Here is a 24,970-nt window from a genome sequence, read left to right on the forward strand (position 1 = left end):
ACATTTTACTTAGTTTACTTGCAATACTATGCTAGTTCGAAATATGCGTTTGGTGCTATCTTATCAGTCGCTATATAACCATAAATTCGTATTCTCTATTATTTAAATGAGTCCTTTTATGCAGCCTATTTCTCTTGCACGTTCTTTTTTATCCAAAGGGTTAAGTAAATCAGTAAGGAAGCCGTCAGCCGCGTCTACGGTTTTACAACCTGCAATTTTGGTAGGTATGCTTGGTTGTGCGATTAGCGTGAATGTACAGGCAGCAGTAGGGGTAAAGGCTTCTGCAGATAGTACTAATCCTACAGACGGCCTACAGCTCATCAGTCTAGATGCAGATAAGATAGTGGATGAAAACGACGCTGACAATTTATCGAACATTGCTGATATGCTAGATGTCGCCGATGAACCAGATGACTCGATAGATAGTGTGCCAGATGAAAGCGCTCTAATAGATGATACCGATGATATTGATACGGACATTCCAGCAGAGGTCGCTCAGGTATCGCTAAATGCTATCTCTCCTGAGACGCTAAAGACGTTCGTGGCTGTGGTGGATTTAGTACGCCGTGAGTATGTTGATACGGTCAATGACGAAGAATTATTTAGCAATGCGATGAGCGGTATGCTGACCAAGCTTGATAGCCATGCTGAGTTTTTAGATGCAGAAGAGTATGAGAACCTGCGTGCTTTTACCGAAGGTGATGTAGGTGATATTGGTCTTAAGGTTAACTACCAGCCAGAGGCGGGGTATTGGGTCGTAACAGAAGTTATCGATGACTCACCTGCGGATAAAAAAGGCATCGCAGTTGGTGACTATTTACATCAGGTTGATGAGTTTAAGCTTGATGAAGGGCGACAAGCCAATGATGTCGAGCAGCTTTTGACAGGTATTGCTGGTACGCAGGTAGATATTACTACTTCCAAAGCTGGTCGACGTAAGCACACAACGACGTTGCAGCGTAATAATAGTCATCCGCAGATTATCGAGACTAAGCTAGTTGATGGCATTGCTATTGTTAAATTGCCTGCTTTTCAAAATAATAGCCGTGAAAAATTGTTAGAAGGTTTGATTAACCTTAACGCTCCTATATCAGGCATTTTATTAGATATGCGCGATAATCCAGGTGGTGTACTGACATCAGCAGTGAGTGTTGCCAGTTTATTTATGGATGATACTGATGTGGTACAAGTGCAAGCACGTCAAAATAAATCACGCGTACTATCGACCCAAGGTGATGCGATACTTAAGCCTTTGCCGTTAGTTGTATTACAAAACCGCTATTCAGCATCGGCGTCAGAGGTGCTTGCTAGTAGTTTACAGGCACAAAAACGCGCTAATATCATCGGTGAAGTGAGTTATGGCAAGGGCTCAGTACAATCGGTCATTCCTTTAAACGATGAGCAAGCCGTTAAGTTGACTGTGGCCAATTATATGACGGCAGCAGGTAGGCAAATAGACGAGATCGGCGTAGAGCCTGATGTGACCTTGTCAGGCAGTGAGAGTACGTGGGAGCAACAAGCACTAGAATTAGTAAAAGTGCGCGCGCTAGATTCTGGCATTCGCTTTGTTAGAAAAACGGCTGCACAAGAATAGACTATTCTATTTGTCAATGAATAGCACATCTAATCACACAGCCGAAATGTTTGAAATTTCTGAAGATGCTAATCGAACGCCTCTTCAGAAACTTCAAGCTTTTTCATACGGTAGCGTAAAGAGCGAACAGTTGTTCCTAACAACTCAGCTGCTTTGGTTTTATTCCAGCCAGTTTGCTTGAGTGCGGTGATAATTAATTGCTTTTCTTGTTCTTGCAAATAATGTTCCAATCCTTGAGGCGGTAGTTGACCGTTAAACAACTCTTGCGAGTTTGATATATCTTTAGATAGTTCTTGGTGCGAAGTAGAGTTAAGAAGTGACTCTTTGTCATGAGTACTTGCTACGTTGGTTGAAGAGTTGTCACTATTAGCTGATGACTGCTGCATCATTGAAGGATAGTGATGGGTGCTAGTACGATAGGGATGTATATTAATCGTACTTTGCTTAACCTGTGTCGTTATATTACTGCTAGATTGAATGGATTGCTCACCACTTTTCGTTACTTGGGCTGTAGGTTGAGCATCGATTTGGTTTTTTACGTTATGAGGAGGTAGTTCAGGATCGTCAATAGCTGAGCTATGATTCTGCTCTTGTGTATTTACAAGTTCAGGTTCAATGTCAGGAAAACCTAAATGACTAACGTCAATACATGAGGTTTCAGCTAACGTGACTGCACGCTCAAGTAAGTTGCGTAGCTCACGGACATTACCCGCAAAATCGTGACGTTGCAAGCGTGCGCAGGCTTCAATCGTCAATGATGGCGGTGACTCTAATTGCCAATCATCGGCGATCATCGCTAAAAAGTGTTCTGCCAATACAGGAATGTCGTCGCGGCGTGTGTTCAGGGTTGGAAGCTTGAGTTCAATAACATTGATGCGATAATATAAATCTTGCCGAAATGCACCATCTTGTACCAAATGGCTTAGGTCCTTATGAGTGGCAGACAATATGCGTATGTCTACTGGAACCTCTTTTGTATCACCAATTGCTCTGACTGTTTTTTCTTGAATGGCACGTAACAATTTAACTTGCATAGCTAAAGGTAAGTCTGCTACTTCATCTAAAAATAACGTGCCACCATTGGCTTGTTGAAATAGCCCTTGTTTATCAGCGACAGCCCCTGTAAAGCTGCCTTTTTTATGACCAAAAAACTCCGACTCCATCAGCTCTGATGGTATCGCACCGCAGTTTACTGGTACAAAGCTGCCATCTCGACGTGGACTTAAATCATGGATCAATCTGGCGACCACTTCTTTACCCGTACCAGAAGCACCGGATAAAAATACAGGCGCCTGTGAGCGCGCTAGTTTTAAAATAGTATTCTTAAGAGGATGCATGACAGCGGAGTTACCGATCAATCTGCTGTCTAACATTTTTTGTTCAGGAGAGCACTCTGGTGTGGTCTGTACTTCACTATCTTGATGGATAACTTTTAAAGCATTCTCTACCAGTTGGCGCAAACGTGGCAGTTCAAGCGGTTTATTAACAAAATCAAAGGCGCCGAGCTTTAAGGCCTCAATAGCTAAATCCATGCTGCCGTGAGCCGTAATCACCGCTATTGGAATATTAGATCTACTGCTAATTTCTTTCACCAACTCTAATCCCGAGCCATCCGGCAGCTTCAAATCCGTCAAACAAAAATCGTAGTCATTATCTTGCCAAAATGATCTTGCTTGCGACAAAGTATAAGCCACATCACTTTTGATACCCATTTTTGTCAAAGTAATTTGCATCAATCGGCATAAATCTACTTCATCATCGACGACTAGCGCAGTTGTTGTCATACATCATCTCATTGTATTCAATGGCTATAAAATTCATAGCTGGATCTAGATAGGCGTATCGCTTTATACAAAGTCAAAACTTTACGTACCTTTATTAATTTCATCTCAAATCTGCTATTTGGTGAAATTAACGTAGAACAATATTGTTCCAGAAGATAAATTTAGGAAAGACTTTCTTCAATGGTTTGAAATTTATTATCAGATTTAATAGAAGGCACAATCAGTCGAAAGCATGTTTTTTCATGTTCAGGAATATAGAGTAGACGTGCTTGATTGGCTTCACAAAATGCTTGTGATAAATAAAGCCCCAAACCTGTACCAGCTTTATCTGTTGTAAAAAACGGATCGAACAAAAGTTGTAAGTTTTCAGCATTCACGCCATTACCATCATCTAATATATCAATTATAACATCGTTGTCTGCGCAGTAAATGTCGATTTCTACGTAAGCATGAGGATGAGCATAGCTACTATAGCGCAGGCCATTGTTGATTAAATTGATTAATATCTGCTCTAACTGATGAGTATCGAATGATATTATAGGGTTGGTTTTTACTCGTAGAAAAATGTCGTGTCCCTGAAAGTGATTTTCCAAAAACGATGGCATCCATTCAGCCAGTTTGAGCACCTGTTGGGTCGCTGTCTGCTGACGAGACAGTTTTAAAATATCCTCGATGATACGGTTCACACGTTTTGTCTGTGAAAATATCATTTCATAAAGCTCATGATTGCCCGTCATAGCAGCATGCACTTCATTTGTTGATGTATTATTATTCGTTTGTTCTGCAACATCTTCCATTAATAGCTGACTAGCTTGCGATATCGCTGCTAAAGGGTTTCTGATTTCATGGGCGATGCTAGCAGTTAGTTGTCCCAAAGAAGCCAGTTTGAGCTGTTGAGCACTGGCTTGCTCACGGCGTAAATCTTCCAATATGATAAGCTTGCTATCGTCTTTTAGTGGAATAATCTGTACGCGTAATTTGCCAAATATTGAGGTGTTTGCCACCGCTGGTACATCATAGGTAAAAGCACGTGACTGCCCTGAAGCTACTGACAAACAAGCACTAAATAATTGTGGATGTTGTTTATTGAGTTGATGCTCGAAGTTAGAGAGAAGCGCTTTGTGTTGAGCATCTTTAGTATTGTTAAAGATATTTTGCGCTGTGGTAGGTGTGACAAGTGAAAGACTAAGCAATTGATGTGCAGCAAGATTGGCTAAGACAATATGCTGCTTATCGATAACGATGACACCATCGACCATCTGCGTGATGACTTCTTGATTGATCACGTTAAGTCTCTCGACTTCCTTAGCATGGTCCGCGGCGACTTTTTCAAGTTGCACCAGTCGTTGAGAAATAGACCAGCTCAAACCGCCAACTGCTAAAAAGCTCGCCGACATCAATAGTGCGTCACCTAGGTTAGCTAGACTCATGCTATTAGCAATAGCATAAAAGAACTGCTGATAAATAACCAGAATGATGGCAAGTAAAGTAATAACCAAGGCTTGTGAGCTATGCAGTAGCATAAAGCTGGCCGCGACGACAACCATATATAGCATGGTCAATTGCAAATCAGGACTACCTGTAGTGTAAAGCAGCAGACTTAATATGATAACGTCTAACGCCAGTCCAAACGCCAACTGACGGCGAATATGCTTTCTGACGACATAAAACAGCCCAAGCAGTATCAAGCTTAGAAGCATATAAAAGCTTAAGGTTGTTTGCTGCAAAAAGCTGGGTAGGGATATGCTGCTGTCAGTACGAGTAGGGATGTATAGCATTAGCATAGAGAACAGGCTAACGACGAAACGATAGCTACTATAAATCAGTCCTAACTTACGCAATTGTGACAAAGGCAGCGTAGCATCATGATGGGGGTAGCGAGTAACGACAGATCTAGGACTGCTAGCAGGTTTCATAAACTGGCCGTAATATAGTAGGTGCTTTATGGTTGAATCAGACCGTGACGAATGGCTAAGTGAGTCAATTTAACATCACTATCAACTCCAACTTTTTCATAGATACGGTAGCGATATGTGTTGATGGTTTTTACACTAACAAATAATTGATCAGCGATTTGCTGAGGGCTCTGACAGTTAACAACCATCATAGCCACTTGTTTTTCTCTATCGCTTAATAAATCAAAAGGTGAAGTAGCATTATCAGACAATAAAACGTCTGCTAATTGCTCAGCGACGTCTTGACTGAAGTAACGACCGCCTTGATAAATCTTTTTGACTGCACGTATCATCTCATCAAGGGGTGTGCCTTTGGTGATATAGCCGTTGACACCTGCTTTAATTAACATCGAAGGATAGGGCTGTGCAGACATGCTACTGACTGCTAAAATTTTGATACCCATATCGAGTTGAATCAGACGTTTGGTTGCTTCTAGCCCACCAATATTCGGCATATTGACGTCTAGTAAAATGACATCAGGATGTAACAGTTTGGCTTGTTTGATAGCCATATCACCGCTGTCTGCCTCACCTACTACTTCGATATCAGGGCTGTCTGACAACATACGGCTAATACCCATCCGTACCAAATCATGATCGTCTACCACTAATACTTTAATCATAACCATACTCTTTATTGTTTGTCAGAATGAACGCTTTATTAAGCTTAAATACTATAGAAAAGAAATATATTTTGGGCTTCATTATTATCTTTATATATTCAAAATGCCGTTGATTAATATAACAAAATACGGATAATCATAACATTTGAAGTTAATTTATATTGCTGTAATGTGAATCGTTGTTTCTAAAGTATAAATTGGTTGTAGCAAAATTTGAACGTAGCTAGAAAAAACTACTAAATCAGTTTGATAGATTAAACTTAAATGTAAACCATGATACACTAAAAATACAAAAGCTCTATGCGAGTACTTACAAACACATTTACAAACGCTATGCATGTTTTGGGCGTCAGTCATTATGTAACTGGCGAAATAGCGGCAATAGGAGTCATAATGAAGCAACTACCATTAACCAAACAGCAATTAATCGCTGCTATGATTTCATTGAGTTTGGGCAGTGTTGCACAAGCGGCACTTACGATTAATGGTAGCACTGAGACTGCTTCTAGTGCACGCCTAAGTTGGGGCGGTGCTGATAGTTTGTCTGAAGCGCGTAATATCATGTATAAGTCCAATAGCTCGCCGATTAAGAAAGTCGATAACGGTTATGGCACAACCAATATTACGAATACCAATAGCTTTGCTAGTAGCAATAACAATGGTCCTCGCTACAATACAACTTATCGTGGTGCATTTGGTAGTAGCGATATGATTCCGATTAGCACTGACTCACGTAGTGTTGCTGTGATTGACGCTGAAACTGGCGAGTCTATCTATGAAAAAGATGCCGATATCGCACGGCCAATGGCTAGTATCACCAAGGTTATGACCGCTATGGTTGTATTGGATGCAGGCCTTGATATGCGTGAAGAAATCACGCTTGATCCAGAAGATTTTGTCGGTCCTAAGCGTGCAAGCTCGCGTTTAAAATCAGGTGATCGTTTGAACCGCGCTGAGATGCTATTAATGGCATTAATGAAGTCTGAAAATCCAGCAGCGAAGAGTCTGGCGCGTAACTATCCAGGTGGTTACGCCGCTTTCATGCGTGCGATGAATCGCAAGGCGCAAGATTTGGGTATGAGCACGGCATTTTTTGGAGATCCAACAGGACTTGATAAGCGCAATGTAGCTTCTTCAAAAGACTTAGTTAAGATGGTTCGTGCTGCTGGTAACTACGATGTCATTCGTCGTTTTTCTACTACTAAAAGCTATGACTTTTTTGTCTCAAACTATTCAAATGGTAATCGCACTTATAAAGCCAATAATACTAGCATGTTGGTCCGTGATGGCAGTTATCCAATCGGTATTTCTAAAACAGGTTTTATTAATGAAGCAGGGCGTTGCGTTGTGATGGAAACTCGTGTTAACAACCGTCCTGCCATTATTGTTATCTTAGGGGCAAACAGCTCAGCGACACGTTGGGGTGATGCTAAAAACATCTTAAACAGTTTGGCTACTCGCCGTACGGTATAGACTTGATGTTCTAAGCGCATAAAAAAAGCTGTTATATGATATAACAGCTTTTTTATTGTGTTAAATTTAAGAATTAAGGAAGCACCCTATGAGCCATATGCCACTATCTCATGCTATGCCTAAACTGTATTTATTGACCAATGATGACGAGTTTGAGCTGCTGTATCAAAAGCTAGAGGCAGCCTTGTCAACAGGATTAATTGCCCTATTACAAATTCGGCGTAAGCAAGTTCTTAGTTTACCTGATGGAGCTTCGACACTTTTTAAAGAAGCACAGAAAATCATTGAGTTGGCTAAAATATATAAAGTACCAGTTGTAGTGAATGATAATGTGCAATTAGCTGAAAAGCTTGGCGTTGGGGTACATCTTGGTCAAACAGACGGCAGTATCGATAATGCTCTAAAGTCCCTTTTACCACATCAAATAATTGGTCGTACTTGCCATGGTGATGTTGAGCTAGTTAAAGAAGCGAAAAATGACGGCGCAAGTTATGCTGCGATGGGTGCAGTGTTTACTTCTACGACTAAGCCAAATGCCAATATCATTTCGCGTCAGCATCTTACTGAAGGATGCCAGCAAGGCATACCAATATGTGTCATAGGCGGGATAACCGCAGAGAATGTCTTGGAGTTAGTAAATTTGCCCATTGCGCTTGTAGCAGTCGTCGGGGATATCATGGATTTGCCAGTAGCAGACATAGCTCAGCGCTGTCATGAATGGCAGCAGGCATTTTCTAACTGGAAAATACCTACCTGAAATTTGCTTCTTGAAACGTTTTAGAGTGGCAATAATTTTATAATAGGACCTCAATGCTAGAGCGCTATTCAGCATGTTCCATACATAAAGTGGCGTAGGGTAGCGCTTCTAAGCGTTGCTCTTCGATTGGTTCACCGCAGACTTCACACTCGCCATAAGTACCATTTTCAACCCGACTCAATGCATTCTCGACATAGATTAAGCTTTGACGTGCCTCGCTCATCAAGTTTTTGCGCATGTCGTTTTGACGATAAGATATAGCCTGATCTTCCCAATGTTCATTGAGCTCATCTTGTGGATTTTGAATGTGATCTTCTATCTTATCAATTCGAGATTCGTACTCATTTTTTAATTTTAATAGGTTCTGTTTAGCAGTGTCTAAATTGATGTTCATTATTTTCTCCTAATAGATTGTTTTTATTGTTAATGTTTCTATCATAAAGAGCTTGACTGCTGAGTACCACCACGAAATGTTACTGTTTATTGACTATGCTCAAAGCCAGCAGCTGTAATTGCTGCAACCAAATAATGGTCTAAGAATATAGACTGAATATTCTAAACTTACTGAAATCTGTGACAGGTTGTTTGTGAGACTTCGCTGGAAAACTGGTAGAATACACCGCCGCTGAATTCTGCCCTCTTAACAGACCCATGAAATGGTTTGATAAGTGCAGGAGTTAAACGTTAAAAATATAAGAAAGTAGTGAGACTGATTGTGGCCATATAGCTTAGGTATGAGATAGCGTGATCATAAGGTGAGCGCATAGAAGTGCTATAGGCAACAAAATGAACGAGCTTAGCACTGGCTCTGATTTGTATGAATTCGGCTATAGTGAACACATCAGTAACGACAGTAATCAGAAATTAATAGATATATTGATACATAGGAGCAGGTGATGAATTTTTTGCGTATGAGTGAGTTGAACTTAACGGATAAAGTGGTCTTAATCCGAGAAGATTTAAATGTACCTATTAAAGGCGGTAAAGTCACGAGTGATGCTCGCTTGCAAGCAAGTCTCCCTACTATAAAAATGGCGCTCGAAAAAGGTGCTGCGGTGATCGTTTGCTCACATCTAGGACGTCCAACAGAAGGCAACCCTGAAGCTATATACTCCTTGGCACCTGTTGCTGATTATTTAACAGACAAGTTAGAATCGCAACTATCAACACCTGTACGTCTTAATAGTGATTACCTTACCCAAGGTGCCAATGTAAAATCGGGCGAAGTGGTTCTATTAGAAAATGTACGCTTCAATGACGGTGAAAAGAAAAACGATGCCTCTTTAGCAAAGCAATACGCTGATTTATGTGATGTGTTTGTGATGGATGCTTTTGGTACTGCGCATCGTGCGCAAGCATCAACAGAAGGTGTTACCCAAGCAATGCGTCAAGCAGAAAAAACTGTGTGTGCAGGGCCATTGTTAGCCGCTGAACTTGATGCCTTGAGCCTAGCACTTGAAACACCAGCACAGCCAATGCTTGCCATCGTTGGTGGATCAAAAGTATCTACGAAATTAGAAGTGCTACACAGCTTGGCTGAAGTCTGCACACAAATTATCGTGGGTGGTGGTATTGCCAATACTTTCTTGGCAGCAAAAGGCCACAGTGTTGGCGCCTCATTGTACGAAGCAGATTTGTTAGAGACTGCGCGTGACATTATGACCAAGACTGAAATTTTATTGCCTGAATACGTTGTAGTCGCTGATAAAAATGACATTGATTTCGCTGATTTTACTGGCTCATTACAAAGAGCGTCCGCAACGATTAAGTCTGTTGATGCTATTAGTGACAACGACATGATATTGGACATCGCGCCAGAAAGCGCAAAGCAGCTTGCTAACGCCATTATTAATGCAAAAACCATCTTGTGGAATGGTCCAGTTGGTGTCTTCGAAGTCGATGCTTTCGGGCAAGGTACACAGATATTAGCCACTGCTGTAAGAGACAGCGATGGCTTTTCAATCGCGGGCGGCGGTGATACGTTAGCAGCTATTGATAAGTATCAAGTTGCTAACGGTGTAAGCTATATGTCAACAGGTGGTGGCGCATTCTTAGAGTTTGTCGAAGGCAAGGTACTTCCAGCGGTTGCTGCATTGCAGATAGATGCTTAATTACTTAACGATATTCTGTAGCTTGGTAACATTAGACGTACAACTAATCTTAAATAACTAAGGTAATCTGTAAAAATAATATTTTGGCTATTGCTTGGCTTGTTTGTATTGACTCGAGTAAGAGCAATAATCATTGGTTATTATTAAGCATTATTTATTTGTTTATATACTGAAAATTATTATTGCATGTCCAACTCGCACTCTATAAAATAGTGCGACCATGTATTTTGACATGCATTATTTACGAGAGGTTTATTATGTTAAAACGTCATTTATTACTTGCTAGCGTACTTGCTGGTACTTTTGCAGTCACTGCATGCAGCCAACAAACAGAAGAAAACACTGAAGCTGCTGTTGAGTCTGCTGGCGATGATGCTGCTGCAAACGCCGATGCTGCTGCCGCTGAAACGGACGCTGCTGCTGCTGAAGCTGAAGCTGCTGCTCAAGACGCTGGTACTGAAGTTGCCGAAGGCGCTGACACTGCTGGTGCTGCTGCAACAGACGCTCTAGAAAACACTGGTGATGCTATTGCTGAAACTACTAACGATGCAGTCGAAAGCACTGCCTCAGCTGTTGCCGATGGTGCTGGCGCTGTCGCTGAAGGCGCAAATGATGTTGCAGTTGATGCAGAGCAACAGTACTAAGCTACGTGATAACTAAGCATTATAATGACTGAATTATTGGGCTGCTATCAATTTATAGATAACCTCTAAGAATGGTCATTGCTTTATAAGCCTCAAAATATTAAAAAAGCCTTGGTGATTGCCAAGGCTTTTTTATTGTATGTCACCATAACCGTTTATAAAAGCCGAACTGACATGAAGAGACTGTATAGGCTGACAAATAGTCGGTCAACCGCTACGAAGACAGAACAATTTTTGCTATAATCATCGCGTAGTAGTCATACCCGAAATTATGCAGACTTTTACTCATCTATGTACTGTCAGTATGGTCGAATATACAGTGGAATGATTGTTGCGAAACTATTTTTAAAATACTATTCAAAATCTAATCAGAGAGCGTCTTATGGCCCTAATATCCTTACGTCAACTTCTAGATCATGCCGCTGAACACAGCTATGGTGTTCCTGCCTTTAACGTCAATAACTTAGAGCAAATGCGTGCAATCATGATGGCTGCGGATGCTTGTGATTCACCTGTTATTGTCCAAGCCAGTGCAGGTGCACGTAACTATGCAGGGTCAGCATTTTTGCGTCATTTGATTATCGCTGCAATCGAAGAATGGCCACATATCCCAGTGGTAATGCATCAAGATCATGGTATGTCACCAGCTATCTGCCAACGCTCAATTCAATTAGGTTTTTCATCAGTGATGATGGATGGCTCACTGGGTGAAGATGGTAAAACGCCAATGGATTATGATTATAATGCTAGCGTCACGCGCGAAGTCGTTAAAATGGCACATGCTTGTGGCGTCTCTGTAGAGGGCGAAATCGGTTGCCTAGGTAGTCTTGAAACTGGTATGGCTGGTGAAGAAGACGGTTCTGGCGCTGAAGGTGTATTAGATCATGAGCAGCTTTTGACCAGTGCTGATGAAGCTGAGCAGTTTGTAAAAGATACCAATGTCGATGCGTTAGCGATTGCTATCGGTACTAGCCATGGTGCCTATAAGTTCACACGTCCACCGACAGGCGATATTTTGTCTATTGAGCGCGTAAAAGAGATTCATGCCCGTATTCCTAATACCCATCTTGTTATGCATGGCTCGTCATCAGTGCCGCAAGAATGGTTAAAAGTGATTAATGAAAATGGCGGTGATATCGGCGAAACTTATGGTGTACCAGTTGAGCAAATCGTAGAAGCGATCAAGCATGGTGTGCGTAAAGTGAATATCGATACGGATTTACGTTTGGCATCAACTGGCGCTATTCGCGAATTCCTTGCAAAAAATCCAAGCGAATTTGATCCACGTAAATACTTCAAAGCGTCTATGGTAGCGATGTCAGATATCTGTACCAATCGTTTTGAAGCATTTGGCTCTGCAGGTCAAGCACATAAAATTCGCCCAACCAGTCTTGAAGGTATGGTGAAGTTTTACCAATAAGACTGTGTGGGAGAAAGTAGCTATTAATGACGAAGTAGCAGCTGATTTTATAATATCTTACAAAAGAGGTCGTAAATAATGATTGGATTGATTTCCGGACAGGTGCGGTACTTGATGGCGCCAACGGCTTGTATCATGACGACCTCTGGTGTGGGGTATGATATCGAACTGCCATTGCCGTCATTTTGCCAGTTACAGATTAATGAACAAGCCAACATTTGGACACACTTCCATGTTCGCGAAGATGCCCAATTGCTCTATGGTTTTATCGACCGAAAAGAACGTGATGTTTTTCGCCAGTTAATTAAAATTAACGGTGTTGGGGCAAAAATGGCCTTAGCTATGCTATCTGCAATGTCTGCGGCTGAGCTAAAAATGCATGTCGAGCAAGAGTCGGAAACGGCATTGACTCGTATCCCAGGTATTGGTAAAAAGACGGCGCAACGTTTATTAATTGAGCTAAAAGATAAGCTAAAAAATATCGAGGTTGATAGTGGTACGTTTGAGTTGACGCCTCAAGAAACGACGATTTCTCACGAAGGCAGCATCATTGCCGAGGTGGAAGGTGCGTTGATTAGCTTAGGTTACAAAGAAAAAGAAGCTCAGCTAGCGATTAAAGCTGCCAAGAGTAAAGGGGATACTTTTGCTGATACTCAAGGTCTACTAAAAGCTACTTTGCAGCAATTATCGGGCTTTTAATTGATATTAACTAGCCGTTTAACGATGATAACTACATAATGTATTAAATTAATAAGCGACATTAAATGTCGCTTATTTTCGTTTTGGTACTCGCTTAATAAGGTTTTGCATGACTTATGCACAGCGTTTGGTTATGCTATTTGTTAACTAATATTTTTAATATAATGATAAATTCTATGACGCAAGATCGCTTAATTAATCCGCTAGAAGGCGCGAATGATGCCCCTGATGCCAATATCCGACCAGCTTTATTGGCTGAATATATTGGTCAGCCAGTCGTACGTGAGCAGATGGAAGTGTTCATTGGTGCAGCTCGTGGCCGTGACGAAGCGCTAGATCATACACTTATATTTGGCCCACCAGGTTTGGGTAAGACAACGCTTGCTAATATTATCGCTCGTGAAATGGGTGGTAATCTGCGCTCTACTTCAGGGCCTGTACTTGAGCGCCCAGGAGATTTGGCAGCTATGCTGACCAACCTAGAAGAGGGTGATGTGCTGTTTATTGATGAAATTCATCGCCTAAGCTCAGTTATTGAAGAGATACTTTATCCAGCCATGGAAGATTTTCAGTTAGATATCATGATTGGTGAAGGACCTGCTGCGCGTTCTATCAAGCTTGATTTGCCGCCGTTTACTTTGGTAGCAGCAACGACTAGAGCAGGGCTACTGACGTCGCCGCTACGAGATCGTTTTGGTATTGTACAGCGCCTCGAGTTTTATAATATTACTGACCTAACGACGATCGTCAGTCGTGCAGCCCGTTTGATGCGTGTACCAATGAGTGAAGATGGCGCGGTAGAGATTGCGCGCCGTGCACGTGGTACACCAAGGATTGCTAACCGCCTATTACGCCGTGTACGCGATTATGCCGAGGTAAAAGGTGATGGTAGCATCAATGGTGCGATTGCTGGTAGTGCGCTGGATATGTTGGCAGTGGATAGACGCGGCCTCGATCACTTAGATAGACGTTATATTGAGATCTTACATGAGCGTTTTGATGGTGGTCCTGCTGGTGTTGAAGCAGTGGCAGCAGCAATGGCTGAAGACCGTGGCACTCTTGAAGATGTAATTGAGCCGTATCTGATTCAACAAGGTTATGTGCTGCGTACTGCTCGTGGCCGTGTACTGACACAGATGGCAATTGATCAGATGTTATAATAATCAGTATTTAACATAAAAAATGCGTCTACTCTTCATGGAAAGTAGACGCATTTTTTTTGTGTGAGCCCAAAGATGGGTGGCTTTTCTGAATTAAGCAAATAAAAGACAAAGCTGGTCTTTAAGCCAAGATACGCCAAACAACTACCAAGACAGCCAGTATATAAAATATGGGTGATAGCCAACCGATAACTTGCGTAGCAACTGCAATGAAAATAGCAAACCCAGCTAGTGCCAACCAATCGCGACGACGGTCATTGAGCATGTCAGCGCGAATCTGCTGTATTTCACGTAGTTGACTGTCTTGGCGAGAACCCTGTGATGCAAGGCTTTGTAGTCCTTGATCTAATAGTTTGGGAATATCGGTGGTAGATAGGAGCATTTCAGGCAACTGCTGACGTAGTTGCTGTAGATTACGCATAGGATCTAATTGCTCTTTAATCCAACTGCTTAGTATTGGTTTGGCAAGTGACCAAATATCAAGATCAGGATATAAATCACGTCCGAGTCCTTCTACATGAACCAAAGTCTTTAGCAGAAGCATTAGCTGTGGTGGAATACTCATATGATGTCTACGTGCAATGTCTAAAATCTGCATCAGTACGCCAGCAAAGTCGATATCATCGATTGATTTTTGTAGCATAGGACCGACGGTACGTTTCATATCACGCATCAAGGCATGCTTATCAGCGTTCGGCGGTATCCAACCTGCACGGCTGACGATATCAACGACAGCGGTAAAGTTGTTGTTCGTTACGGCAAGTAACATCCGCGCCACGATGAGCTGATCGTCTTTTGACAAAGTGCCCATGATGGCGCAATCAAGCCCGATATAGCGTGGTTCATGACCTAAATCAACTGCTGCCATACCTGCATGCAACGTTTGTACAGGCGGGGTCTCTACGAACACGTTGCCTGGATGCATATCAGCATGAAAGAAATTGTCACGGAAGACTTGGGTAAAAAATATCGTTAAGCCTTTTTCTGCAAGCGATGCACGGTCATAGCCTAACTGATCAAACATCTCAACTTGTGAGATAGGAACACCTTGAATACGCTCCATGACCATCACGTTTTTGGCAGCATCGTATACTTCAGGTACGTACATCAATGCTGAACCCAAGAAGTTATTACGCATCTGAGTAGTATTGTCAGCCTCAAGCGTTAAATCTAGCTCGTTTAGCATCACTTGCCGATAGTCTTCGACAATATCTATAATATGTATTGCGCGTGCCGCTTCAATACGTGCAGATGCCCAACTTGCCAACTCTCGCAATAGCTCAAAATCAGATACAATCACAGTACGAATATCAGGGCGAACTACTTTTACCACGACTTCACGCCCATCATGTAGAGCAGCAGTATGAACTTGGGCGATAGAAGCTGCTGCTAGCGGTTTGATATCGAATCGAGCAAATAAGGTTTCAACAGGTTGACCAAGACCATGTTTAGGATGCTGAATTTGAGCGACAGCAATATCAGCGTCAAAAGGCTTAACTTTATCCTGCAACTGAACCAATTGAGCAATAACCTCAGGCGGTACCAAGTCGCGACGCGTTGAGAGTAACTGGCCAAGCTTCAAAAACAGCGTACCCATGTCCTCAAGCGCATACTTAATCGCATTTGGTTGGTGCTTTTTGCCCCATGCTGCTGGATGTATGCGAATTAATCGCGCCAAAGGTTGCAGCTGCGGTGCTTCTTCGATAGAAAGATGGGTATCAAGGCGATACATTGCGGCGATACGCCAAAGCTCAAGTAGACGAGCGCGGTGCGATAATAGCATGAGATTGAGTACTCTAAACAAAGACGAAGATAGGGTAGGTATCGTGCTTAATCATAAATAGTGCCATCGGTCATAGCGCTTATTTATGATTGATGTAATTGACTACTGATGAAACGAGTTGTTAAGGAACTGCGCTTGCTCTTCTTTGATAGCAGCAAGTTTGGCTTCTTCTCGTTCTATGTCAGCACGCAATTTTAACAGTTGCTGCTTAAGATCATTTACTTCAGTAACCTCGGCAGGGTTAGGTGTGCTATTGCCGGCCACATCATTGGCCCAATCACTGACGTCATCAAAGGCACGCTTAGCACTATGACGCCAGCTACCTTTGAGCTGAGAGATAAGAAGGTGTAACTGGCTAGCCATTGGTTTACCAATGAATGGTTCAAGCTGTCCAGCTACATCGGGATCAAATCCTGCAATCAGTTGTTTGAGCTGCATTAGCACTTTGTAATCACCAGCGATTGGCAGGTTACCTTCAGCACCGCGCATCAGATTGAGCAGTTGAGCGGCATTATCTACGGTGATAGTACAATCTGGACGACTGTGACCAAAACGTGCGCGATCCATACTGGCTTTTTCGCGCTCGTTCATCTGGCCACTTGGCTCAAATACACTCTCCGTCGTGACCGGCTCAAAGCGTAAACGCTCATTAGTGAACAAGATGTCTAAATGAATCTCAGGCATTCCCATATTGAAACGTAAGACCTTACCTGCAAGTGGCGCTAAACTTGCTTTGGTAATATCATCACTAGCAATGGCAATGTTAATTAGCTTTTCGGCACCAGCTAATAGGAGGACAGTCAGCATAAGGCTCCCGCATCGTTGAATGAGCGCCTTTGCATTAGCTGCATCAGCGCATAGTGGGTTCGTGTTAGGTTCAGTACAGTCTTATTAGTCGTACTTCATCGCTACGCTTTAAAGCCACGATGGACAGCCACAATGCCAGCCGTCAGGTTGTGATAATCGCAGTTCTCAAACCCAGCTTGTTGCATCATTTTTTTGAGAGTCTGCTGATCAGGGTGCATACGAATCGATTCGGCCAAATATTGGTAACTTTCAGAATCGTTTGCAATCAGCTTACCCATCACTGGCAATGCGGTAAATGAATATAAATCATAGGCTTTAGATAGTGGCTCAAATACTGGTTTTGAGAATTCTAAAATTAAGAGACGACCACCTGGCTTTAGGACACGATACATCGACTTTAGCGCAGCATCTTTGTCCGTAACATTACGCAAACCAAAGCTAATGGTTATTAAATCAAAGCTTTCGTCATCAAATGGTGCTAAAGTCTCAGCGTTTGCCAATACAAAGTCAACATTATTACAACCAGCATTAATTAAGCGTTCACGGCCCACTTCTAGCATCGCAGCATTGATATCAGACAGTACCACATGGCCATTTCTACCGACTTCACGGCTAAATACTTTGGCTAAATCACCTGTGCCGCCAGCGATATCGAGTACATGCTGACCAGCACGTACCCCTGACAAACTAATCGCATAGCGTTTCCATAGACGATGAATACCAAATGACATTAAGTCATTCATGATGTCGTATTTTTTGGCGACAGAGGTAAATACGTCAGCCACACGTGCTTGTTTTTCCGCTTTGTTGACGGTCTTATAGCCAAAATGCGTTTGCTCATTACCATCTGTCTCAGACGTATGCGGGTTATTGATGTCATCACGTTGATTGAATAGCGTTCGTTTTATTGTTTGTTCTGACGTGTTTGTGCGAGTCGTATTGTCATTGTTTGGCATAGTAGTTTGTTGGCCTTGAGGCGTTCCAGTTGGTAGGTCTTGAACTTTAGTAAAGTCGCTATTGTCATCATTAACAGGGCTGTTACTCTTGCTCGGCATGACATTGGTTGTTTGATTGCGTAGTATCTGCGCACTAATCTGCTGATTATGAGCAATACTGTCTTTTACCAGTTTGTCTTGCAGATGACCATTGGTCGTTGTGGCTTGATTAGAATGAGCGCTGCTATCTTTTAAATTATCAGTCATCATGTTGTCCTGGGATTTATTTTTATGATTGTCTTTATCGAAAAAAAATCGTTAAATAGTAAGCGTCAACTGGCTATTTATCATATTGAGCTTATGATACACCAAACGCTATCGGCTTACTGCCATTATCCGTATGAACCTGATCGATAATGGATAGTTCACGCTTACAGAATGGCTCGATAAAATCGCTGACGCTGCTCAGAGGCTTCATAGCCTTAAAGCCTGTATCAATAAAATCATAAAGCGGTTGATAGCCATGACGATAGGCTGTGTTTTTTGCTAATGTAAAGGCTTTTTTGAGCATAAACGAATTGAGATGTTTGTCTGTGCGATAACAGACGTCTTTTAAATTGGCAATCTGCACTCGTCGCTCGCTTTCTTCATCGACAGTACGATAGGCGGCTAGCATGTTCTCTTCGTTCACTGGTAAATCTTGAGCGAGTAGCCACTGGGCTAAATGCAGGTCTAGCTCAATAGCAAAGATCGCCGCTTGAATACCCATACTACCAGCCTCTAAAGCTGACTCTCTAGCAAAACGTTCTAGCTTTTTCGCTTTTGGTAGAATACGAGCCAACTGATCGGCCAATAATTTGAACTCTTCGCCACCATATAATTGAGTGAGGAAGTAATCTGCCATCAGCTTATTCTTAGGTTGTTCAAATAACTCGCAGTGTGTCTGCTTGAGACGTGCTTGTTGCCATGATTGCACTTCTTTGAGCTTAGCATTTAATTCATCATCTTGGTGATGAGGCATCGCCCAAAAACGTGTCAAATGCTGTTGTAAATCAGCTAAAGCGGTCATGGCAGTGAATCCTGTAGAAGTAAATAATGTTATCAAATTTGGGTATGGTGGTTCAGCGTTATGAGGTTCTCAACAACGGTTTATCCTATACCCAAAATTGTGTTCACCTTAAAAGAAAATAATTAAGAATACAAATACCAATCTGTTACACAGCAATATTATTTACTCAATTAGCGCAGTGCTATGATTAAACGAGATAAAAATGAGTAATGAGATAGAAATATTGAAAGCTATCCCTTAAGTCATTCAATAGTAAAACAGCCTAATAACAATAATAGCGAGTGTAAGCATGTCTAAAAAAAATGATACTACTGAACCAAAAGCACCACAAGCGGTAAGTACACAATTTAATGAGCAAGTTGTAGAGCAACGTCTAAAGCCCAATCCTTTGAGTCAGTTTTCATTGGATGAGGATTCACTTAGATTGGCATTGGTAACGGCTCAGTATGCTTTAAAAGCCACTCGCCAGCAAACGCCGCCGACCCTCAATAAACCAACAGGCCTATTAGTGTTGGTTAATGGAATGGAGCAGGCGGGCAAAGGTACTGCTGTCAAACAGTTGAGACAATGGGTAGATCCAAGGCTGCTTAAAGTTGAGGCAACCATTGGTCATTCGCCATTAGAGTATCAACCTATTTGGCAAGCGCATACTAGCGAAATGCCGCGCCACGGTGATGTCATGGTATATTTTGGCAACTGGTATGCGGACCTATTGTACAATGTCATGCGACTAGCGACATCAGATAGTGAAAATCCTGAAGTGTTATCAAATAACGAAGATCAAACAGATAGCAGCTCGCTTCCTATTGCTCAGTGGCAAAAGTATCTACAGCAGCAGTTAGACATACTAAAAGCGTTTGAAAAGGATCTCGTCGCTAACCAGACCAAATTATTAAAATGCTGGTTTCATGTTGATATCGAAACGTTGCATAGTCGCTTAAAAGATAGTGAAGCAGATCCGCAATTTTTGTATCAAATTGACTGGAACGATAAGCAAGTTATCGAAAAATTTAACGAAGTAGCTGCAACGTTGCTGCGTCAGCAGGGTGACTGGGTCATCATTGATGGCGATGATAAAGTAGAGGCTGCTGATAACTTTTGCCATCTAGTATTAAACGCTATGCAAACCGCGCTGGCGAGTAGCCATATAGATATCAAGGATAATGAAACATCAGAAAACCATCCTCATCCCAAAACGCAAGAATTTGAGTCAGATATTGAACAAAAACAGTTTGAACCTGTACCGATACCTAAGCAGCTGACATCTATCAAGAACAAGAAGATCAGTAAGTCTGACTATCGTGAGGCATTGGCAGAGAAGCAAGCACGGCTTGCTGAGTTGCTACGTGCACGCCAAGGTCAGCATGTGGTGTTTGCTTTTGAAGGGATGGACGCTGCCGGAAAGGGCGGCGCAATCAAGAGGTTGGTTGCACCGCTAGATCCACGCGAGTATCAAATCTATAATATTGGCGCGCCGATGTTATATGAGACCCAACATCCTTACTTGTGGCGATTCTGGACACGATTACCTGACGAGCAAACGAACCGTATCAGCCGTATTGCCATTTTTGATCGTACTTGGTATGGACGCGTGCTGGTTGAACGTGTCGAAGGGTTTGCGTCTACTGATGAATGGCAGCGAGCATATGATGAAATCAATCGTTTTGAGGCGGACTTAGCAGCAGCAGGAACGTTGGTTATTAAATATTGGCTAGCGATTGATAAAAAAGAACAGCTTAAACGGTTTGAAGATCGTCAAGACACACCGCATAAGCAGTTCAAACTGACAGATGATGATTGGCGCAATCGTGATAAATGGTCAGACTATGTGCAGTCTGCAGCAGATATGCTGGCACGTACAGATACAACGACAGCTCCATGGTGTGTTATTGCGACTAATGAAAAGCGTCAGGCGCGTCTAGACGTGCTAGATCATGCTATTGAGCAGTTGTTGGCATTTATTGAAAGCAAATAGCTGTTAGAAATGCTAGAAGCGTAAGTACTCTCATAGGTTTATATAACTGTATTTTTCAAGTGTTTTCTAAATAGGACTGTTCGAAACATATTCGAGTCGTCCTGTCTTTTATAGAGTGTGGTCTTATCCGTATACACTCGCAGTTACAAATCTTGCAATATCATCATGCATTATGTGCTCATATTCAATATAATAGTGCGCACAATAGCTTCTACTAAATAATTATTTTTATTTAGCAGATAACATGTCTTGGTTATTTAGTATAGATATCTTAATAATTATGACAAAAATTGTTACAATAGCTGTTGGTAATACAAATATCACTATGAAATATATGAGCCGCAAGATGCTGTAATCAGACGATTTAGCAATATCACTTGCGGCTTTATGACACATTGAGGGATGTATTACTTATTTTCGCTCTAATCGGTTTAAGATCTGTTAGCAGTATGTTTTATATATGCTACTTCATGAGATACCGTAATAAGCACTGTGAGTAGCAGAGCAATATTATTAACCTCATATAATTTTAATCAGCTTACGCAGGACGTACTAACGTATGGGTATTAGCAGCAGTTCTACAGAGTCAGTCAAGCCAATTGGCTCTACGAGAATAAATCTATTTTTTGCCATTTTACTGATTGCGATGACTTCCTACTTTTTATGGTGGGGTTTAGATTACACCATGCGTCAGCAAACGACGCTATTCATTGTGGCGACCGCTTTTGGTGTCTTTATGGCATTCAATATCGGTGGGAATGATGTCGCCAACTCTTTTGGTACCTCGGTAGGTGCAGGCACTTTAACCATTCCTCAGGCATTGGGCATTGCTGCAATATTTGAAGTATCCGGTGCTGTGCTGGCAGGTGGCGAAGTTACTGACACGATCAGAAAAGGCATCGTTGACTTAGATGGTCTAACGGTGACACCTAACCAATTTATTTATGTCATGCTCTCCGCGTTGGTTGCAGCAGCATTTTGGTTATTGTTTGCCACCAAAAAAGGCTTACCGGTTTCGACCACGCATTCCATTATTGGCGGCGTCGTTGGTAGCTCTATCGTACTTGGTATCACATTGGGTGGTACTGATATGGCGTTATCAACAGTGAGTTGGGGAACGGTTGGAACGATTGCTATTTCTTGGGTGCTGTCACCGTTATTAGGTGGCGTGTTGTCTTATCTTTTGTATGGACAAATCAAGAAAAATATCATCGAATATAATGACAAAACTGAAGCCTATATTGCGACACTAAAAGGCAATAAAAAAGTCTTAAAACAGAATCACAAAGAGTTTTTAGATGGTCTGACAGAGTCTGAGCAACTGGCTTATACGTCAGCGATGTTACGCGATCAAGAAATCTATAAAGATGATGATTGTGTCGTTGAGGATTTAGAAACGGATTACTATAAAAAGCTTTATGATATTGAGAATGAGCGCAGTAGCCTTGATACCTTAAAAGCACTTAAGCAATGGGTTCCTCTCATTGCTGCCGCAGGTGGTGCGGTGATGACGGCTCTCGTCGTATTTAAAGGTCTAAAAAATGTTAATAGTGGCCTAACCACACTGCAGGGCTTTTTGATTATGGGAATGATAGCGGCGCTAGTATGGTTAGCGACCTATATCTATACCAAAAGTATCCGCGGTAAGCACAAAGAAGATTTGACCAAAGCGACGTTTATTATGTTTAGCTGGATGCAGGTCTTTACCGCGTCAGCTTTTGCCTTCAGTCATGGCTCAAACGATATCGCCAATGCGGTTGGCCCTTTTGCCGCCATTATGGATGTGATTCGTACTAATAGTATCGCCACCGAAGCTGCAGTGCCACCTGCAGTCATGTTGACCTTTGGTGTTGCACTAATCGTTGGCCTTTGGTTCATAGGTAAAGAAGTGATTCAAACGGTTGGTACCAATCTAGCGAAAATGCATCCAGCGTCAGGATTTTCAGCTGAGCTGGCTGCTGCTGCGGTTGTAATGGGCGCATCGACTATGGGTCTGCCTGTTTCAAGTACGCATACGCTAGTAGGCGCGGTACTCGGTATCGGTATCGTCAACAGAGATACTAACTGGAAGCTTATGAAACCAATTGGGTTAGCTTGGGTAGTGACGCTGCCTGCAGCGGCTACCATGTCTGCTATCAGTTATATTGTATTGAGCAACGTCTTTTGATGCGCTGTCTTTGTAAGTGAATGGCCATAACTGAGTTTTAATAACTAAGCTCAGCACAATAAAAAACGCTTATTGGTATTATACCAATAAGCGTTTTTTTCAAACTAATAGTTCAGTTTTCAGTCAGTACCAAACTGTTGGCGCTTCTTCGCAAAAAACCTATCCAGTCTATCCATCGCATTTTCTAAATCATGCAAGTTAGGTAAGAACACCAAGCGGAAATGGTCAGGTCTATCCCAGTTGAATCCTGTACCTTGGACCATCAATACGTTTTCTTCAACGAGTAAATCCATCATAAAGTCCATATCATCAGTGATAGGGTAAACCTCTGGATCCATTTTTGGGAAACAGTAAAACGCGCCTTGAGGCATAGTACAGGAAATACCTTTAATAGCATTGAGACGTGATACTGCCATTTCACGTTGCTTATATAAGCGACCTTTCTCAGAAGTTAGGTCTTGCATACTCTGATGCCCACCCATCGCTGTTTGAATAGCGTATTGCCCTTGCACATTAGAGCAAAGACGCATGGATGCTAGCATATCTAAACCTTCAATAAAGTCAGCTGCGTGCTGCTTACGGCCTGATACCATCATCCAGCCTGAGCGAAACCCTGCAATACGGTGTGACTTTGACAAGCCATTGTAAGTGAGTACTAGCACATCGTCAGTTAGAGTGCTCATCGGGGTATGTACACTATCATCATAAAGAATGCGGTCGTAAATCTCATCAGCCATAATGATCAAATCATGCTCTTTAGCGACTTCGATGATTTGCTTTAATAACTCATCACTATAAAGGGAGCCTGTCGGGTTATTTGGATTAATAACCACGATGCCTTTAGTTTTGCTCGTAATTTTCGACTTGATGTCTTCAATATCAGGATGCCAGTTGTCTTCTTCATTACAGCGATAGTGAACTGCTGTACCGCCAGCAAGGTTTGCCGCTGCCGTCCAAAGCGGGTAGTCTGGCATCGGAATTAGGACTTCATCACCATCGTTCATCAGTGCCTGCATAGTCATGACAATAAGCTCAGAGACTCCATTGCCCAAATATACGTCACGCACATCAACAGCTGATAGCAGACCTTTAGATTGGTAATACTGCAAAATAGCTTTACGCGCTGAGAAAATTCCTTGCGAGTCTGAATAGCCAGTTGCCTCAGGTAAGTTCATAGAGACATCGCGCAAAATCTCATGAGGCGCTTCTAAGCCAAAGGGCGCTGGATTACCCACATTTAGTTTTAATATACGTTTGCCTTCTGCTTCCATTTTATTGGCAGTTTGTAGAAGAGGACCACGAATGTCATAGCAAACGTTTTGTAATTTATCAGATTTTTTAATTGTGTTCATAGCATGACCGTTTATCGAATTGGTTATAGGGTTAGGTTGTGTATTTTGACTATTATTGATGGATATCGTAGAAGAAGATTTGGCTGTTTCTACTTTCTGCTGCTCTTTGCACTCTGTAGAAGATGATAGAGCTTGTGTATCAATAGCCTCGTTTTTGAGGTCACCACGCAACAGATATCCTTCGCTACAGCCTAAAATACGTGCGAGCGTAGGCAGTTTGGATGAGACGATGCCATTGGTACCTCGCTCCCAGTTTGAGATAGCTCCGCGACTGACTTTTGCACCAGCGGCTGTCATAGCTTGTGCTAGCTGCTCTGCCGTAAATCCTTTGTCACGGCGTAACTGTACCAGTCGTTCCGCTTGCGTACTTTTATTATTGTCGTCAGACATCGTTGTTTGAGCCTTTATTAACCAGTAATTATTCGGTGAAGAAATAAACTATGCATTTTGTTTAAACCTTAATGCAAGATATTATTGCATTAATAGGTAGTTTGCAAATAATTTTACAATCAGACTTACTATGTATTGCAAGTATAACTTGCAATTAGTTCTTAGTTCATCCTTATTCTTTATCAAATTTTTTATATAGACCATAAGATGTAATAGATATTCAAATTACATCTCTACCCATTATTATCTAAAAATAATTTGCTATATTTAAC

At 42.0% G+C, this 24,970-nt stretch carries 19 protein-coding genes; 10 read left to right on the forward strand and 9 right to left on the reverse strand.

Annotation, left to right across the window (positions count from 1 at the left end; translation table 11 throughout):
- Window positions 1–118: 118 nt before the first annotated feature.
- Window positions 119–1,594, forward strand: a complete 1,476-nt coding sequence (locus ACT3QQ_RS06820) for a S41 family peptidase (protein ID WP_444527408.1) — start codon at window positions 119–121, stop codon at window positions 1,592–1,594.
- A gap of 68 nt (window positions 1,595–1,662) precedes the next feature.
- Here the strand turns inward: ACT3QQ_RS06820 and ACT3QQ_RS06825 are convergent, their stop codons facing one another.
- The 3 genes from ACT3QQ_RS06825 to ACT3QQ_RS06835 form a co-directional block, all read right to left on the reverse strand.
- Window positions 1,663–3,378 carry a sigma-54-dependent transcriptional regulator gene (locus ACT3QQ_RS06825; RefSeq protein ID WP_444527409.1) on the reverse strand — a complete coding sequence of 572 codons (1,716 nt, stop codon included), beginning with the start codon at window positions 3,376–3,378 and terminating at the stop codon, window positions 1,663–1,665.
- 161 nt (window positions 3,379–3,539) lie between these two features.
- Complete coding sequence (locus tag ACT3QQ_RS06830) at window positions 3,540–5,294, reverse strand: sensor histidine kinase (RefSeq protein WP_444527410.1); 1,755 nt, start codon at window positions 5,292–5,294, stop codon at window positions 3,540–3,542.
- Window positions 5,295–5,320: 26 nt separating this feature from the next.
- A complete protein-coding gene (locus ACT3QQ_RS06835) occupies window positions 5,321–5,956 on the reverse strand; it encodes a response regulator (RefSeq protein ID WP_444520619.1) in 636 nt (211 codons plus the stop codon).
- Between the two features lie 393 nt (window positions 5,957–6,349).
- Here ACT3QQ_RS06835 and ACT3QQ_RS06840 point away from each other — a divergent pair, with 393 nt between their 5' ends.
- Both ACT3QQ_RS06840 and ACT3QQ_RS06845 read left to right on the forward strand, forming a co-directional pair.
- Window positions 6,350–7,429 (forward strand): serine hydrolase, encoded by a 1,080-nt coding sequence (locus ACT3QQ_RS06840; protein WP_444527411.1) that lies wholly within the window; start codon window positions 6,350–6,352, stop codon window positions 7,427–7,429.
- 88 nt (window positions 7,430–7,517) lie between these two features.
- Entirely contained in the window at window positions 7,518–8,186 is a 669-nt protein-coding gene (locus ACT3QQ_RS06845; RefSeq protein WP_444527412.1) for a thiamine phosphate synthase, read from the forward strand.
- Window positions 8,187–8,250: 64 nt separating this feature from the next.
- Here ACT3QQ_RS06845 and ACT3QQ_RS06850 read toward each other — a convergent pair whose 3' ends face one another.
- Window positions 8,251–8,580, reverse strand: coding sequence for a TraR/DksA family transcriptional regulator (locus tag ACT3QQ_RS06850; protein ID WP_444527413.1), 330 nt, complete (start codon window positions 8,578–8,580; stop codon window positions 8,251–8,253).
- 502 nt (window positions 8,581–9,082) lie between these two features.
- On the opposite strand from ACT3QQ_RS06850, the gene ACT3QQ_RS06855 reads away from it, so the two are divergent.
- The 5 genes from ACT3QQ_RS06855 (at window position 9,083) to ruvB (ending at window position 14,220) form a co-directional block, all read left to right on the forward strand.
- Window positions 9,083–10,297 carry a phosphoglycerate kinase gene (locus tag ACT3QQ_RS06855; RefSeq protein WP_444527414.1) on the forward strand — a complete coding sequence of 405 codons (1,215 nt, stop codon included), beginning with the start codon at window positions 9,083–9,085 and terminating at the stop codon, window positions 10,295–10,297.
- Between the two features lie 257 nt (window positions 10,298–10,554).
- Window positions 10,555–10,941, forward strand: a complete 387-nt coding sequence (locus tag ACT3QQ_RS06860) for a hypothetical protein (protein WP_444527415.1) — start codon at window positions 10,555–10,557, stop codon at window positions 10,939–10,941.
- 382 nt (window positions 10,942–11,323) lie between these two features.
- Complete coding sequence (gene fba / locus ACT3QQ_RS06865) at window positions 11,324–12,361, forward strand: class II fructose-bisphosphate aldolase (protein WP_444523182.1); 1,038 nt, start codon at window positions 11,324–11,326, stop codon at window positions 12,359–12,361.
- 78 nt (window positions 12,362–12,439) lie between these two features.
- Window positions 12,440–13,060, forward strand: a complete 621-nt coding sequence (ruvA, locus tag ACT3QQ_RS06870) for a Holliday junction branch migration protein RuvA (protein WP_444527416.1) — start codon at window positions 12,440–12,442, stop codon at window positions 13,058–13,060.
- 176 nt (window positions 13,061–13,236) lie between these two features.
- A complete protein-coding gene (gene ruvB, locus ACT3QQ_RS06875; RefSeq protein WP_444520627.1) occupies window positions 13,237–14,220 on the forward strand; it encodes a Holliday junction branch migration DNA helicase RuvB in 984 nt (327 codons plus the stop codon).
- 121 nt (window positions 14,221–14,341) lie between these two features.
- On the opposite strand, the gene ACT3QQ_RS06880 is transcribed toward ruvB, so the two are convergent.
- The 4 genes from ACT3QQ_RS06880 to ACT3QQ_RS06895 form a co-directional block, all read right to left on the reverse strand.
- Window positions 14,342–16,003, reverse strand: a complete 1,662-nt coding sequence (locus tag ACT3QQ_RS06880; RefSeq protein WP_444527417.1) for an ABC1 kinase family protein — start codon at window positions 16,001–16,003, stop codon at window positions 14,342–14,344.
- Between the two features lie 102 nt (window positions 16,004–16,105).
- Entirely contained in the window at window positions 16,106–16,810 is a 705-nt protein-coding gene (locus tag ACT3QQ_RS06885) for a ubiquinone biosynthesis accessory factor UbiJ (RefSeq protein WP_444527418.1), read from the reverse strand.
- Window positions 16,811–16,911: 101 nt separating this feature from the next.
- The gene (gene ubiE, locus ACT3QQ_RS06890; RefSeq protein WP_444527425.1) at window positions 16,912–18,012 is read right to left on the reverse strand and encodes a bifunctional demethylmenaquinone methyltransferase/2-methoxy-6-polyprenyl-1,4-benzoquinol methylase UbiE; all 1,101 of its coding nucleotides are present in this window, start codon (window positions 18,010–18,012) and stop codon (window positions 16,912–16,914) included.
- A gap of 91 nt (window positions 18,013–18,103) precedes the next feature.
- Window positions 18,104–18,814, reverse strand: coding sequence for an FFLEELY motif protein (locus ACT3QQ_RS06895; RefSeq protein ID WP_444527419.1), 711 nt, complete (start codon window positions 18,812–18,814; stop codon window positions 18,104–18,106).
- A gap of 289 nt (window positions 18,815–19,103) precedes the next feature.
- On the opposite strand from ACT3QQ_RS06895, the gene ACT3QQ_RS06900 reads away from it, so the two are divergent.
- Together ACT3QQ_RS06900 and ACT3QQ_RS06905 are read left to right on the forward strand one after the other, a co-directional pair.
- Window positions 19,104–20,789 carry an ATPase gene (locus ACT3QQ_RS06900; RefSeq protein ID WP_444527420.1) on the forward strand — a complete coding sequence of 562 codons (1,686 nt, stop codon included), beginning with the start codon at window positions 19,104–19,106 and terminating at the stop codon, window positions 20,787–20,789.
- A 559-nt stretch (window positions 20,790–21,348) separates the two neighbouring features.
- A complete protein-coding gene (locus tag ACT3QQ_RS06905; protein ID WP_444520633.1) occupies window positions 21,349–22,956 on the forward strand; it encodes an inorganic phosphate transporter in 1,608 nt (535 codons plus the stop codon).
- A gap of 119 nt (window positions 22,957–23,075) precedes the next feature.
- Here the strand turns inward: ACT3QQ_RS06905 and ACT3QQ_RS06910 are convergent, their stop codons facing one another.
- The gene (locus tag ACT3QQ_RS06910; protein WP_444527421.1) at window positions 23,076–24,698 is read right to left on the reverse strand and encodes an aminotransferase class I/II-fold pyridoxal phosphate-dependent enzyme; all 1,623 of its coding nucleotides are present in this window, start codon (window positions 24,696–24,698) and stop codon (window positions 23,076–23,078) included.
- Window positions 24,699–24,970: the final 272 nt, after the last annotated feature.

Origin of the sequence: Psychrobacter sp. AOP7-A1-24 (genome assembly GCF_052376235.1) — a bacterium.
Taxonomy (GTDB): domain Bacteria; phylum Pseudomonadota; class Gammaproteobacteria; order Pseudomonadales; family Moraxellaceae; genus Psychrobacter.